The organism is Pseudomonas sp. BP11-1-1 (assembly GCF_052112105.1).
GTDB lineage: Bacteria > Pseudomonadota > Gammaproteobacteria > Pseudomonadales > Pseudomonadaceae > Aquipseudomonas > Aquipseudomonas alvandae.
This window is the reverse complement of sequence record NZ_JAUTYU010000022.1, coordinates 66374-79282: the sequence shown is the minus strand read 5'-3', so window position 1 is coordinate 79282 and position 12909 is coordinate 66374. Positions and strand designations below refer to the sequence as shown.

Here is a 12909-nt window from a genome sequence, read left to right as displayed (position 1 = left end):
TAACCTGTACTAATTGCCCGTGAGGCTTGACCATATAACACCCAAGCAATCTGTAGACTCGAAAGAGGCCAGATTGCGGTGTGTGAAGACGAGATGAACCGAAAGTTCGAAATTCACCAAGCACCGAAAGCTGTCACATACCCAATTTGCTGAAGCGAGGCCATGAGGCCACGACTCAGTACCCGAATTTCTTGACGACCATAGAGCATTGGAACCACCTGATCCCATCCCGAACTCAGAAGTGAAACGATGCATCGCCGATGGTAGTGTGGGGTTTCCCCATGTGAGAGTAGGTCATCGTCAAGATTAAATTCCGAAACCCCTATCTGCTGACGCAGGTAGGGGTTTTGTTTTTGAGAAAAAAAAGGATGACGAGGTCATCCCTCCAATATCCATCCATCAAGCCTCGGGTACCGGGCAGCTCAAATCTCCCTCCTTGCACTTTAGGTAGGTCTTGAGCGCCTCGACCCGTGCCTTCGTCAAGTTTGTAATGCACTCATCGTGAATCATGGGATAGACGCTACCGCCTTCGACTCCGGACGCGGAAAAGCTGCATTCAGCATCACGGAATTCGATCCATGCACGCTGGGCCTTGACCAGCAACTGCTTGGCCTGGGCATTGTCCATCAAGCGTGCTGTGATTTGTTTGTACAAGCTGTTCAGTTCCTTGTCGGCAGCTTTGTTCTCTTGGGCTGCGCATTGATTCATATCACCTTGAGTGGTGGCATTGGCGCAAGCATCAGCCTGAACAGTGCTGATGAACAGCAGGGGAATCAGGGGAAGCAGCAAACGGGTGGACATTATCAATGTCTCCTTGAAGGGTGAAACTGGCGCGGGAATGTACCCAAGCGATGGTCCGATACAACTTTCCGGTTGGACTCGTGGTCTTACAAGCCTACTGTTGAACACAGGAGGTGACCCCATGCATTTATCCGATCGTATAGAAAGAAAGATCTTACTCAAGGCGCCGCGTTCACAAGTCTGGCGAGCCTTGGCCAATGCCGAGGTCTTTGGCCAATGGTTTGGCGTGAATCTGGTGGGTAAACGATTCGTTGCGGGGGAGCGGACCCAAGGAAAGATTACCTACCCTGGCTATGAGCACCTTACTTGGGATGTGGCGGTGGAGCGGGTCGAGCCCGAGCGGGTATTTTCGTTTCGTTGGCATCCTTATGCCATCCAGCCAGAGATGGATTATTCTTCGGAGTCCGAGACGCGCGTGCAATTCGAGCTTGAGGATATGAATGGAGGCACCCTGCTGAAGGTAGTGGAATCGGGATTCAACGATATCCCCGAGGCGCGCCGACTCAAGGCCTTCCGTATGGACAGTCGTGGCTGGGATGAGCAAATGGCTAATATTGAAGAGTTCTTGAACAAGGCATGAATTCCAGGTTGACGTTCCTCGGTAGGGCGTGGGAAACGGTGGTATCCCAACGGTCCCCTTAAGAGGCTAAGGGTTTACGGAAGGGTGGGTATGGCGAATGTCTTACACGCGTTGGTTGCTATCTCTTCTATTCCACTTTGGATCCGACGCGTATTCTGACCCCATCCACTGAAGCACAGGGAGTGCTCAGGATCAGGGATGATCGGCCTTGCAAGGAAAGCTATCGACAGGGAGTCGTAATGGTCTTGGAAAAACCCGCTTCGGCGGGTTTTTTTTCGTCTGTTGAAAAGTTGTCGAAAACGCTACATGGCGAAAAACTTACACGCCATTGCTGCTTTATCGTCTTTGCCCTCGTACGCGACGGGACTAATCTATGTACAACCGTTGAGTACAGGGAGTGCTCGGGGTCACGGATGATGGGACCAGGCATGGAGTGCCGGACAGGAGTCTAATAGGTCCTCAAAAACCCGCCTAGGCGGGTTTTTTTTCGTCTGCAACAAAGTAGGTCTCTCATGCCAGACGTCGGGCCAGTACTCGATCCGAACCATCAGCAGCCAGTGCCTGCCCACCAGGGGTACGCTCCGAGCCATCGGCAGCCAGTGCGCGGCCACCGGCGGTACGCTCCGTACCGTCTGCTGCTACGGACTGCTGTTGATCAAGCGCTTGGGTAAAGAAGCGGTCCTGTTGCTGGCTTGGCAGGGCAACTGCCGTGGTGCTCAAGGCGAAGGCAATAATGGCGAGCGACGAATTGAAAGTTTTCATAGCGTGACTCCGGTATCAATGGGGTGAGTGCCGGGTCGTTCAGATATCGAGATCTGCTGAACCCGTTGCAGCTGGACGGTTGTCTTACTGCATGGGTTCAGAATAGGAATGAGGAGGGGGACGTCGTTAGTCCGAAACTGCCTTGCGTTTGCCTGATCCTGTTTGCATGTCGAATCAGGCGCTGCTGGCCTGTAATGCCATGGCTCGCAGACGAGCGATGTCTTTGCTGGGCGAGGCGCCAAATAAACGGCTGTACTCACGGCTGAACTGGGAAGGGCTTTCATAGCCCATCTTGTAGCCGATTGACGAAACGTCGCCGTTCTCGGCCAACAATAACCGTCGGGCTTCCTGCAGGCGCAGTTGTTTCTGGTATTGAAGCGGGCTCATGGCGGTCACGGCCTTGAAGCGATGATGCAGGGCCGAAGGGCTGAGATTGATCATTTGCGCCAGGCTCTCAATGCTCAACGGTTCGGCATAGTGGCTGTTGAGCCACTCGATGGCCCGGCTGATGCGGTGGGCCTGGGTGTCAGGAATCGCGATTTCATGCAGGCGCCGGCCTTGGGTACCGCGCAACAGTCGGTAGAAAATCTCCTGCTGGGCCAACGGCGCAAGGGTGGCGATGTCTTCCGGGCTGTCGAGCAACCGCAGCAAGCGCAGCATTGCGTCGAGCAAGGGTTCATCAATGCGATCCAGGAACAATCCACGATCGGCCCTTTCGGTCGGTACGCCGATGGGGCTGGCATCAGCGATCAATCTACAGATCTGGGCCGGATCAATGTCCAGGCGAATGCACAGGTACGGTTGCTCGGGACTGGCCTCGATCACTTGGCCGGCCAGAGGCAGCGTCACCGAGACTACCAAATAATTGAGCGGGTCATAGACATAGCGTTCATCCGCCAGCGTGACTTCTTTGCGCCCTTGGACAATGACGCAGAGCCCCGGCTTGTGTACGACATGCAGGGCTTCGGTGGGTTGGTCGCTGCGGATAAGGTGCAGCGCCTCGATGGCCGTGGCGTGAACGCCATATTCCGGGGCGAAGCGCTTCATCAGGCTCGCCAGTTCGGCGCGACGCAGGTCTACGCGGTTATCGGGCGTGATGGTGATGGACGTGGATACCGACATGCCGATCAATCTCCCTGGCCAATTCAATGGATCGCGCTAGTAAAGCTGATTGCAGCCGCGACGGCCAGAGGCGTTATCGTTACAGGATCGTGCAAATGCGCAGGAGAATCCGGCTAACCGAAGCGCAGAGCGAATCCCTAATCTGGACCTGTCGAAACGCTCCACCCAGGAGCCAACACATCCAGACGAGGGATTCATCATGTCCGATATTCAGAACAAAGTCGTGGTCATCACTGGCGCTAGCAGCGGGATTGGTGAGGCGGCAGCACGCTTGCTGGCGGCCCGGGGGGCTTGCGTCGTATTGGGTGCCCGACGCGTGGACCGTTTGCAGAGGCTCGTGCAAGAAATTGAGGCCGCTGGCCAGAGAGCCGCTTGCAAAGCCGTGGACGTGACCCGTCGCGATGACGTCCAGAACCTGATCGATTTCGCCGTCGAAAAATTCGGCCGACTCGATGTGATCATCAATAACGCCGGCGTCATGCCCCTCTCCAAGCTCGAGGCCCTGAAAGTCGAGGAATGGGATCGCATGATCGACGTCAACATCCGTGGCGTGCTCCACGGTATCGCCGCCGGCCTGCCATTGATGCAACGCCAGCGCAGCGGCCAGTTCATCAATATCGCCTCCATCGGTGCCTACGCGGTCAGCCCAACGGCCGCGGTTTACTGCGCCACGAAATTTGCCGTGCGGGCCATTTCCGAAGGCCTGCGCCAGGAGGTGGGTGGAGACGTTCGCGTAACGGTAATTTCCCCGGGCGTCACCGAATCGGAACTGGCCGAGAGTATTTCCGACGAAGGCGGACGCGCCGAGATGCGCGAGTTCCGCAGGATCGCCATCCCCGCCGAGGCCATTGCCCGGGCCATTGCCTACGCCATCGAACAGCCGGCGGACGTGGACGTCAGTGAACTGGTGGTACGGCCAACGGCCAGCCCGTATTGAGGCGTACCGGTTCGACATCCGTTTCAGCCAGGCAGAACATCCGCTTGCCTGGCTGAAATTTAGCGCTACGCCTTTTCCAGCCGCGCCGCAGCCCGCTGAGTGATCTGCGAACGCACCCGGAGCGACTCCGCCGAGCGCCGGTTGGCCTCTTCCAGCACTTTAGCCGGCGCAGTGTCCGGACTCCCAGAGACAAACGGCGGGGCGGGGGCGTACTCAAGCTGCAATTGGACGAGCTCGGCGGTGTCCCGGTCGAACAGTTCTGCCGCCAGGGTCAGGGCAAAGTCGATGCCCGCCGTGATGCCACCGCCCGTGAACAGATTGCCATCGCGTACCACGCGGTCCTTGATGGGGGTCGCGCCCAACGGTCGCAGCAGGCTGTGGAAAGCCCAATGGGTGGTGGCGCGCTTGCCGCGCAACAATCCCGCCGCGCCGAGTACCAGCGAACCGGTGCACACCGAGGTGATGTACTTGGCGTGGGCTGCCTGGCGCTTAATGAAAGCCAGGGTCTGCTCGTCTTCCATCAGCGGACCGACGCCGCTGCCGCCGGGGACGCAGATCACGTCGAGCGTCGGGCAATCTTCGAACGTAGTGGTCGGCAGCAAGACCAGCCCGGTGCTGGCGGTAACGGGCGCCAGGTCTTTCCAGATCAGGTGGACTTTCACATCGGGCAGGGAGGCCAGCACGTCATAAGGGCCGGTGAGATCCAGTTGCTGCACCTGGGGGAATAACAGAAAACCAATCTGCAATGTCATGTCGCTTTCTCCTGTGGATGGTCCCCGAGGGGTGGACGGTTTCACTGTAGGCTCGTAGGATCTGGCGTATTCGCCAATCAGCCCACGAATCACGCCAATATGCCAGATACGCCGAAATCCATTCATGTGCTGGCCTTTGCAAACGTTCAGGTGTTGGACGTCACAGGGCCCTTGCAGGTATTCGCGTCGGCCAACGATCTGGCCCGTGGGCAAGGATTGCCGGTGCCGTATGCACCGACCGTCGTCGCTGCCGGTGGCGGGGCGGTGATGTCTTCGGCGGGGTTGGCGCTGATGGCCGAGCCGCTCCCCGACGAAGACAGCGACACGTTGTTGATCGCCGGTGGTTGGGGCGTATACGAAGCCGCCGAGGATCCGGCCCTGGTGGCCTGGGTCAAACACCAAGGAGTGCGCTCGCGAAGGGTCGCGTCAGTGTGTACCGGCGCGTTCCTATTGGCGGCAAGTGGTTGGCTGGACGGGCGCCGGGTGGCGACTCACTGGACCCGCTGCGAACAACTGGCCAAGCAACACCCGCAATTGCAAGTCGAACCCAATCCAATTTTCATCAAGGACGGCTCGGTCTGGACGTCGGCCGGGGTCACGGCCGGGATCGACCTCGCACTGGCGTTGGTCGAAGAGGACCTTGGTCGGGCGATGGCCCTGGAGGTTGCGCGGCACTTGGTGGTGTTTCTCAAGCGTCCTGGTGGGCAATCGCAGTTCAGCGCTACCTTGGCGCTACAAAAACAGGGCGGTCGCTTTGATAAATTACATGCTTGGATCGCCGAGCACCTGACGCGGGACCTGGGCTTGTCGAGCCTGGCTGCCGAGGCGGGCATGAGTGAACGCAGTTTTGTCCGTCATTACCGCGCCGAGACCGGCCAGACCCCGGCCCGCGCCGTGGAACTGATCCGCGTCGAGACCGCCCGCCGCCTGCTTGCCGACAGCGCGGTGCCGGTCAAGCGCGTCGCCCTGCAATGTGGCTTCGGTAGCGAAGAAACCCTGCGCCGCAGCTTTTTGCGAGCCGTGGGCGTGACGCCCCAGGCCTATCGGGAGCGATTCAACGCTCAAGCAGATCCAGTAACGCCTTGACCGTAGCCTCGGGGGCTTCCTGAGGAATGTTATGGCCGACGCCGGCTAGCACGCGGCGTTCGTAGTGGCCGGTAAAATGCCCGGCATCTTCGTCGTGTTCGGACGGCGGTCCCACACCATCATCGGCCCCGCGCAGGGAAATGCTCGGCACGCTGATGGCCGGTTGCGCCGCCAGTTGCTCCTCCATCCACTCAAGCGTCGGATCTCCCGGCGCGTACATGAAGCGATGCCGGTAGGAATGAATCACCACGTCGACAAAGTCCGGGTTCTCGAATGACGGGGCGGTGAGCGGATACAGCTCGGCGCCGCGTTTCCAGGTTGGCGACCAGAGGCGCCAGAGCAATTGGCACAGTTCACGCCGATTCTGCGTCAGGCCTTCGACGCCCCGGGCGGTGTGAAAGTAATACTGGTACCACAGGCGATGTTCATCTTCGGGACCCAGCGGTTGGGTCGAGCCAGGAATGTCCTGCACGATATAGCCGTCGCCCGCGACCAGGCAGCGCACGCGTTCGGGCCACAGGGCGGCGACGATGCAGGCGGCGCGGCCTCCCCAGTCATAGCCGCACAGCGCCGCTTGGGGAATGTCGACCGCGTGCATCAGGTCCAGCAGGTCCTGGGCCAACGCCGCCTGTTGCCCGGAGCGGGCGATGGCTGGGTTGTTGAACCGGGTTGGGCCGTAGCCGCGCAAGTACGGCACGATGACTCGATAGCCGCGTTGGGCCAGGACCGGGGCAACTTCATCGAAGGTACGCGGATCATAGGGGAAGCCGTGCAGCAGGATGATCGGGTCGCCGCTGGCAGGGCCGTGTTCTTCGTAGGCGATGCGCAGCAGTGGCGTCACCGCGAAATTGACCTTGGGCGCAGATGTCATGTCGGTCTCCGGCTTCAATCGGTTGGGGTCAGGCGGGCTCCTGGTTCAGGTATTTGGCCCGGTCCGGTGTGAACGTCACGACCATGTTCGTGCTGGAGCAGGTCAGGGTGCGCTCCTGGGTCAGGTCGATGTCGAGGTCTTCGCCGCGCAGGCCCTGCCATTGGGCCAGGTACTTGAGACAACCGAACTTGGCGGTTTTCTTCAGGCTGCGGCTGACTCCGCCTTTCCAACCCAGCACCGGCAGTTCACCGGCCAAACAGCGTTGCGCCAGTTCGGGGAACCTCGCCGCCCGGTCGCGACCGATTTCCCAGCATTTGATAAGGCCCTTGTCCTGTTCGTCCCAGAGTTCTTCGCGGGTCAGCCCTGATCGGGGCTCGGTGGTGATTGAGCGTTTGATATGGGTCATGTCGGGTCCTTGAATCGGGTTTTAGGGCAGCTCCGCTGCACCCTTGCGTGCATCGATCTTAGGAGAGGGATGCGGGGCTGGCAACCTGGCACAGGCATAAGGATGAAATGTGGACGGTCGCCACAAAAGGAACATTTCCACTACTAGTCCGAGCGCAGCTCACGGCTGCCAATGATTTTTCTCTCCACTCAACTTGCGATCCAGGAAGGTCGCCGCGCTGATCAGCGCCAAATGGCTCAACGCCTGGGGAAGATTGCCGAGGTGATAACCGTGGCTGTCGAATTCCTCGGCATACAATCCCAGCGGATTGGCGTAGCGCAGCAACTGCTCGAATTCCAGTTGGGCTTTTTCCACGCGGCCAGCGCGGGCCAGGCATTCGACGTACCAGAACGAGCAAGCGACGAATGAACCTTCGGTGCCAATGAGGCCGTCGATAGGGTCGTCGTCGGTGCGGTAGCGATAGACCATACCGTCGCGCACCAGGTCCTTTTCGATGGCGTCCAGCGTCGACAACCAGCGCGGGTCGCGGGCACTGACGAAGCGCACCAGCGGCATCAACAGCATCGAGCCGTCGAGGGCGGTGCTGCCCAGGCGCTGGACGAAATGCTGATGCTCGTCGTTCCAGAAGTTCGTCCAGATGTCTTCGTAGATGGCCTGGCGCGTCTCATCCCAGCGGGCGAACGGGGCGGGCAGGGAGCGTTTGCTTGCCAGGCGAATGGCGCGGTCCACGGCGACCCAGCACATCAGCCGCGAATGCAAAAAATGCTGCTCCTCGCCGCGCATTTCCCAGATGCCGACATCCTTGTCCTGCCAGATCGTGCACACCTGGTCCACCACATCGACCGTGTGTTTCCAGCCCTGATGGGAAATGGCTTCGCCGTATTTGTTGACCAGGTACACCGCGTCCATCAACTCACCGAAGATGTCCAACTGCACTTGCTCGTACGCCAGGTTGCCGATGCGCACCGGCCGCGCGTTGCCGTAGCCGCTCAGGTGTGTCAGTTCGGTTTCGGGCAGCTCAAGCCGACCGTCCAGGCCGTAGAGGATGTTGAGTTTGGTCGGTTGATCGCGGCAGTCGCTGACCCGGCCACGCAGCCAGCGCATGTAGGCGTTGGCTTCATCGACAAAGCCCAGGCGCATGAATGCGTAGACGGTGAACGAGGCGTCGCGGATCCAGGTGTAGCGATAATCCCAATTGCGCTCGCCGCCGCGTGTTTCCGGCAGGCCGAAGGTGGCGGCGGCGAGGATGGCGCCTTGTTTACGTGACGTCAGCAGTTTCAGCGCCAGCGCGGAGCGGTTGACCATTTCTCGCCAGCGACCGCGGTAGTTGGATTGGCTGATCCAGCCACGCCAGAACGCTAGGGTTCGCTCCAGGCACAGCGTGCTGGTGTCATCCACCAGGCGCGTGTCGTCGATGCCTCCGAGAAGAAACTCCGCCGTCTGGCCTTGCGCCAGGGTGAACTCGGCCACCGCCGCCTGGCCGTCCAGCGTCATGTGCTGGTCGGCGCACAGGCGCAGGCTCGGTTGTTGCGCGGCCTCGAAGATGACGTGGTCGCCGTCCTGGCGCGCCGTGGTCGCGGCACGGGAATAGTCATGGCGCACCGCGCAACGCATGCGAAATGTCGCACTGCCGACCGTCATGCGCACCCGCCGCATCAGCACAGGCAGGTCATCCTCGCTGTCGCCGATGGGCAGCAGGTCGGTAATCTCCACCACAACGCCGTCGCTTAGCCAGCGGGTCTGCAGGACGTTAGTGTCGGGTAGGTAGATTTGCTGGCGACGGGCATCCGGCAAGTCCGGCGCGAGTTGGAAGATACCGGCCTCGGCGGTGTCCAGCAGCGAACAGAAGATCGACGGGCTGTCGAATTCCGGCCAGCAGAAAAAATCTACGCTGCCACGATCGTTGACCAGCGCAGCAGTGCGCATGTCGCCAATGATCCCGTGGTTCTCGATGGGGCTTTGCGGTTCGTCATGATCAGCCATTGCCGCGGAACCCCGGATAGAGGCTCATTCCGCCATCGATGAACAGCGTGGTGCCCACGATATAGTCGGACAAATCCGACGCCAGCCAGGCCACCGCGTTGGCGACATCTTCCACATCGCCGACCCGACCGTAGGGGATGAGCTCCAGGATTTTCTGCTCATTGTCGCCCTCCATGGCCTCCCGGTTGATCGCCGTGCGAATGGCGCCGGGGGCGATGCTGTTTATGCGGATGCGCTGGTAACTGGTTTCCTGGGCCAGGGTCTGCATGAGCTGGTCGATGCCGCCCTTGGATGCTGCGTAGTTGACGTGGCCGGCCCAGGGAATGCGCTGGTGCACCGAACTCATATGGATGATCTTGCCAGCGGCGCGGGACACGCCTTGGCGAATGCCCTGGCGGTTGAAGATTCGCAGGGCGGCGCGGGCGCAGAGGAACTGGCCGGTGAGATTGACGCCGATGACGGTGTTCCAGTCGTCCAGGCTCATGTCGACGGCGGCAGCGTCTTTTTGCAGGCCGGAGTTGGCGACCAGGATGTCCAGCGTACCGAAGGCGTCGAGGGCCTGGGCGAACAAGCGTTCAACGTCCTGCTCCTTCGACACGTCGGCGCCGATGGCGATGGCGCGGCCGCCACTGTCGTTGATCTCGCGGGCCAGCTCTTCGGCCGGGCCGGCGCTGGAATGGTAGTTGAGGACCACGGCGGCACCGGCCGCCGCCAGCGCCTTTGCCGAGCCAGCGCCAATGCCGGAGCTGGCGCCGGTCACCAAGGCTACTTGTCGGGCGAGGGAAATCTGCATGGGGTAGCACCTTGAACTGAGGGCCTTACTTGCTGACTGGCGCCACGTGCCGAGAGTTCATTTGTGGGAAACAGTCTTCACATTTCACCCACAGTTTTGCGCTTTCCCCGGCCCGGTCGTTTATGGCAAGTTGCAGGCCCTTGTTGAGGCTGCGTCCCATGGCAAACCCCTATCGTGAATTGTTCACTGCCCCCGGCAGCGGCGGCTTCGTGCTGGCGGGGATGATCGCGCGCATGCCCATATCAATGACCGGCATCGGCCTGATCACCATGCTTGCGCAACTCAAGGGCGGCTATGGATTGGCCGGCGCGGTGGCGGCGACGTTTGCCTTGGCGACCGCGTTCTGCGCGCCCCAGGTGTCGCGGCTGGTGGACCGTTTCGGCCAGGGGCGGGTGTTGCCGGTGTCAGCGTTGCTGGGCGGCGGGGCGTTGTTGATGCTGTTGTTGTGCACGCGATTGCAGGCGCCCCATTGGACGCTGTTCCTGTTCGCCGCGCTGGCCGGTTGCATGCCGAGTATGTCGGCGATGGTGCGGGCGCGCTGGACCGAGGTGTATCGCGGCCAGCCGCAATTGCGCACCGCTTATGCGCTGGAGTCGGTGCTGGACGAGGTCTGCTTCATCGTCGGGCCGCCGTTGTCGGTGGGTTTGTGCGTGGTGGCGTTTCCCGAGGCGGGGCCGCTGGCCTCGGTGTTGCTGCTGGCGATCGGCGTCACGGCGTTTGTCCTGCAGCGTGGCACCGAGCCGCCGGTGCATCCGCACCAGGCGCATCATCAGGGCTCGATCATTGGTTCAGTCGATGTGCTTTTGCTGCTGTCGTTGATGGTCGCCATGGGTGTCATCGTCGGGGTGGTGGACGTGGTCAGCGTCGCGTTCGCCCAGCAGCAGGGGCAGCCCGCGGCGGCGAGCATCGTGCTGTCGGTCTATGCGATCGGTTCGTGCCTGGCCGGGCTGGCGTTCGGCGCGCTGCGCTCGAAACTGCCATTGCCGCGGCTGTTCCTGTATGGCGGCGTAGCGACGGCAGTCACCACGCTGCCGTTGCTGTTGGCGAGCAATATCCTCGGCTTGTCCCTGGCCGTGTTCGTCGCCGGGTTGTTCTTCGCGCCGACGCTGATCGTCGCCATGGCCCTGGTGGAGCGTATCGTGCCGCCGGCCCGGCTGACCGAAGGCCTGACCTGGCTGGTGACCGGCCTGAGCATCGGCGTGGCGATCGGCGCGGCCGGTTCGGGGTGGCTGGTGGATACGTTTGGCGCACGCAGTGGGTTCTGGCTGGCGATTGCGGCCGGGGCGGTGGTGCTGGGAGCGGCGGTGCAGAGTTATCGTCAGCAAAGGTGAGCGACAGGCTTGCCAGGCACCATTCCCGTGGCGAGGGAGCTTGCTCCCGCTGGGACGGTCCGACGCTTCGGGCGAAGCGGCCCCACATTTCTGAACTGGAAAGCGGCGTCTGCTACGCAGCCGAGCGGGAGCAAGCTCCCTCGCCACAAGGGCAGTCTCCTACCGCTACCAACCCCGCCCCGAATTCACCCAGAAATTCACCGACAGCGAGGTGGACACCGACTCCACCTGGTGAAACCAACCCTCCGGCAAAAACAGCAGGTCCCCGGCCTCCAGCGTCACCCGCATGAACGTCACGTTCCGGGCGCTGGGGAAACGCTCGTAGTCCGGCGCGTCCGGGTTGAAGTCACAGCCGTCCAATCCGCCTTGGGGCGCGGTCGACCAGGTGCCCAGGGCCTCGCGGTGATGGGGCGCGGCGAGGGTGAAGGTTTTCTGGCCCCAGACCTGGGCGAACAGGTTGTCGGTGTCGTCGCGGTGCAGCGGCGTGAGGGTGCCCTTGGGGCCGATCCAGATGCGCGGCGGAATGAACAGCGACGGATCGAAATAGGGCGGATATTTGATCAGCTCCATCAACTGCGCCGGCAAGATATTGTTGCCCATGTAGGCCGGTGGTTCGCCGTCGGCGCGCTTGGGCGCCGGGCTGTCGAGGGAGGCGATGAAGTCCGCCATGGAGGTGGAGCGAAAGTCCCGCTCGGTGGAAAAGGTCTTCTTCACATAATCGCCATGGCGGGTGATGCCTTGCAGCTCGGCGAAATGCACCAGGGTTTGTTCCCGGCTGAGCTTGAACAAGGGCCAGTCCTGCAGCGCATCGCTGATGATCACCGGGATGCCATGGGGCAGATAGCGCGCCTGGAAGTCTTGCACCGATAACTCGCTGCGCGGCTGACGCTCGATGGTGCGTTGGATTGGCAGGCTGGCGGTGAGGGTTTCGCTGAAGCGCGATGGGGTCGGGTAGCGCTTGTTCATGTCGACCTTTTCCACCGGCCGATTGCCGTGGCGCGCATGGTCGATGATCTGCGGCAATAACGTCGCCAGGCCCATGTTGCCGCCGATCTTCAGGCGACCGCTGGCGAACAGTTCCTCGACGTTGGCCAAGCCGGCCATGATCCCGAGAAAGTCATTTTCCGCCACTTCGATGGTCACGTCGGGGCTGGCGTGGCGGCCAGCCTGGGTGTGGCTGCTGGCCTTGACCTCGGACCAGAACGCCTGGTGCGGGCCGAACACGAATTGGAAAACGCCTTCGATGCCAACGGCGCCGGCATTGGCGAACAGCTTGCCCAGGATGGTTTGCAGGTCCACGGCGATCACTCTTGCGGGTTTTGGTCTTAGCAGGTAACGAGGGCCTGGATCAGAAATTTAGCCCTCGCCACCCGACCATCGCCTAAGTAAATGACTCTCTGGCCATCAGTCGGGAAAGGCCCCGTACCTGTAAAGTTTGACAGTAGCCAGTAATTCAGGAACGGGATTGAATAACACTTCAATACA

13 protein-coding genes and 1 rRNA gene are annotated in these 12909 nt (G+C 61.1%); 5 read left to right on the top strand and 9 right to left on the bottom strand.

The window, feature by feature from the left end; genetic code table 11:
• Window positions 1-190 precede the first annotated feature (190 nt).
• Window positions 191-306 (top strand): 5S ribosomal RNA (gene rrf / locus Q7C33_RS25990).
• Between the two features lie 93 nt (window positions 307-399).
• On the opposite strand, the gene Q7C33_RS25985 is transcribed toward rrf, so the two are convergent.
• The gene (locus Q7C33_RS25985) at window positions 400-801 is read right to left on the bottom strand and encodes a lysozyme inhibitor LprI family protein (protein ID WP_407684369.1); all 402 of its coding nucleotides are present in this window, start codon (window positions 799-801) and stop codon (window positions 400-402) included.
• Window positions 802-922: 121 nt separating this feature from the next.
• Here Q7C33_RS25985 and Q7C33_RS25980 point away from each other — a divergent pair, with 121 nt between their 5' ends.
• A complete protein-coding gene (locus tag Q7C33_RS25980; RefSeq protein ID WP_030140853.1) occupies window positions 923-1381 on the top strand; it encodes an SRPBCC family protein in 459 nt (152 codons plus the stop codon).
• Window positions 1382-1891: 510 nt separating this feature from the next.
• On the opposite strand, the gene Q7C33_RS25975 is transcribed toward Q7C33_RS25980, so the two are convergent.
• Complete coding sequence (locus tag Q7C33_RS25975; protein WP_030140854.1) at window positions 1892-2143, bottom strand: hypothetical protein; 252 nt, start codon at window positions 2141-2143, stop codon at window positions 1892-1894.
• Window positions 2144-2317: 174 nt separating this feature from the next.
• A complete protein-coding gene (locus tag Q7C33_RS25970; protein ID WP_407684368.1) occupies window positions 2318-3265 on the bottom strand; it encodes an AraC family transcriptional regulator in 948 nt (315 codons plus the stop codon).
• A 199-nt stretch (window positions 3266-3464) separates the two neighbouring features.
• Here Q7C33_RS25970 and Q7C33_RS25965 point away from each other — a divergent pair, with 199 nt between their 5' ends.
• On the top strand, window positions 3465-4202 hold the full coding sequence (locus tag Q7C33_RS25965; protein ID WP_407684367.1) for an SDR family oxidoreductase: 738 nt from the start codon (window positions 3465-3467) through the stop codon (window positions 4200-4202).
• A 65-nt stretch (window positions 4203-4267) separates the two neighbouring features.
• Here the strand turns inward: Q7C33_RS25965 and inhA are convergent, their stop codons facing one another.
• A complete protein-coding gene (inhA, locus tag Q7C33_RS25960; RefSeq protein WP_407684366.1) occupies window positions 4268-4954 on the bottom strand; it encodes an isonitrile hydratase in 687 nt (228 codons plus the stop codon).
• Window positions 4955-5053: 99 nt separating this feature from the next.
• Between inhA and Q7C33_RS25955 the strand changes: the two genes are divergently transcribed.
• Window positions 5054-6040, top strand: coding sequence for a GlxA family transcriptional regulator (locus tag Q7C33_RS25955; protein WP_407684365.1), 987 nt, complete (start codon window positions 5054-5056; stop codon window positions 6038-6040).
• Here Q7C33_RS25955 and Q7C33_RS25950 read toward each other — a convergent pair.
• The 4 genes from Q7C33_RS25950 to Q7C33_RS25935 all read right to left on the bottom strand — a co-directional run bounded on the left by Q7C33_RS25950 (window position 6009) and on the right by Q7C33_RS25935 (window position 10093).
• On the bottom strand, window positions 6009-6911 hold the full coding sequence (locus tag Q7C33_RS25950; RefSeq protein ID WP_407684364.1) for an alpha/beta fold hydrolase: 903 nt from the start codon (window positions 6909-6911) through the stop codon (window positions 6009-6011). The two genes, Q7C33_RS25955 and Q7C33_RS25950, sit on opposite strands and share 32 nt — an antisense overlap.
• A 28-nt stretch (window positions 6912-6939) precedes the next feature.
• On the bottom strand, window positions 6940-7317 hold the full coding sequence (locus Q7C33_RS25945; RefSeq protein ID WP_030140860.1) for a hypothetical protein: 378 nt from the start codon (window positions 7315-7317) through the stop codon (window positions 6940-6942).
• A gap of 159 nt (window positions 7318-7476) precedes the next feature.
• Window positions 7477-9300 carry a glycoside hydrolase family 15 protein gene (locus tag Q7C33_RS25940; protein ID WP_407684363.1) on the bottom strand — a complete coding sequence of 608 codons (1824 nt, stop codon included), beginning with the start codon at window positions 9298-9300 and terminating at the stop codon, window positions 7477-7479.
• Window positions 9293-10093 (bottom strand): SDR family oxidoreductase, encoded by an 801-nt coding sequence (locus Q7C33_RS25935; protein WP_407684362.1) that lies wholly within the window; start codon window positions 10091-10093, stop codon window positions 9293-9295. The genes Q7C33_RS25940 and Q7C33_RS25935 overlap by 8 nt, the downstream gene beginning before the upstream one ends.
• Before the next feature lie 158 nt (window positions 10094-10251).
• On the opposite strand from Q7C33_RS25935, the gene Q7C33_RS25930 reads away from it, so the two are divergent.
• Entirely contained in the window at window positions 10252-11424 is a 1173-nt protein-coding gene (locus Q7C33_RS25930) for an MFS transporter (RefSeq protein ID WP_407684361.1), read from the top strand.
• A 165-nt stretch (window positions 11425-11589) separates the two neighbouring features.
• Here the strand turns inward: Q7C33_RS25930 and Q7C33_RS25925 are convergent, their stop codons facing one another.
• Window positions 11590-12723 (bottom strand): cupin-like domain-containing protein, encoded by a 1134-nt coding sequence (locus Q7C33_RS25925; protein WP_407684360.1) that lies wholly within the window; start codon window positions 12721-12723, stop codon window positions 11590-11592.
• Window positions 12724-12909 lie beyond the last annotated feature (186 nt).

Excerpts from the sequence above, each read along its gene's own strand:
- Q7C33_RS25985 (WP_407684369.1), bottom strand. The coding sequence starts at position 801 with ATGTCCACCCGTTTGCTGCTTCCCCTGATTCCCCTGCTGTTCATCAGC.
- Q7C33_RS25980 (WP_030140853.1), top strand. The coding sequence starts at position 923 with ATGCATTTATCCGATCGTATAGAAAGAAAGATCTTACTCAAGGCGCCG.
- Q7C33_RS25975 (WP_030140854.1), bottom strand. The coding sequence starts at position 2,143 with ATGAAAACTTTCAATTCGTCGCTCGCCATTATTGCCTTCGCCTTGAGC.
- Q7C33_RS25970 (WP_407684368.1), bottom strand. The coding sequence starts at position 3,265 with ATGTCGGTATCCACGTCCATCACCATCACGCCCGATAACCGCGTAGAC.
- Q7C33_RS25965 (WP_407684367.1), top strand. The coding sequence starts at position 3,465 with ATGTCCGATATTCAGAACAAAGTCGTGGTCATCACTGGCGCTAGCAGC.
- inhA (WP_407684366.1), bottom strand. The coding sequence starts at position 4,954 with ATGACATTGCAGATTGGTTTTCTGTTATTCCCCCAGGTGCAGCAACTG.
- Q7C33_RS25955 (WP_407684365.1), top strand. The coding sequence starts at position 5,054 with ATGCCAGATACGCCGAAATCCATTCATGTGCTGGCCTTTGCAAACGTT.
- Q7C33_RS25950 (WP_407684364.1), bottom strand. The coding sequence starts at position 6,911 with ATGACATCTGCGCCCAAGGTCAATTTCGCGGTGACGCCACTGCTGCGC.
- Q7C33_RS25945 (WP_030140860.1), bottom strand. The coding sequence starts at position 7,317 with ATGACCCATATCAAACGCTCAATCACCACCGAGCCCCGATCAGGGCTG.
- Q7C33_RS25940 (WP_407684363.1), bottom strand. The coding sequence starts at position 9,300 with ATGGCTGATCATGACGAACCGCAAAGCCCCATCGAGAACCACGGGATC.
- Q7C33_RS25935 (WP_407684362.1), bottom strand. The coding sequence starts at position 10,093 with ATGCAGATTTCCCTCGCCCGACAAGTAGCCTTGGTGACCGGCGCCAGC.
- Q7C33_RS25930 (WP_407684361.1), top strand. The coding sequence starts at position 10,252 with ATGGCAAACCCCTATCGTGAATTGTTCACTGCCCCCGGCAGCGGCGGC.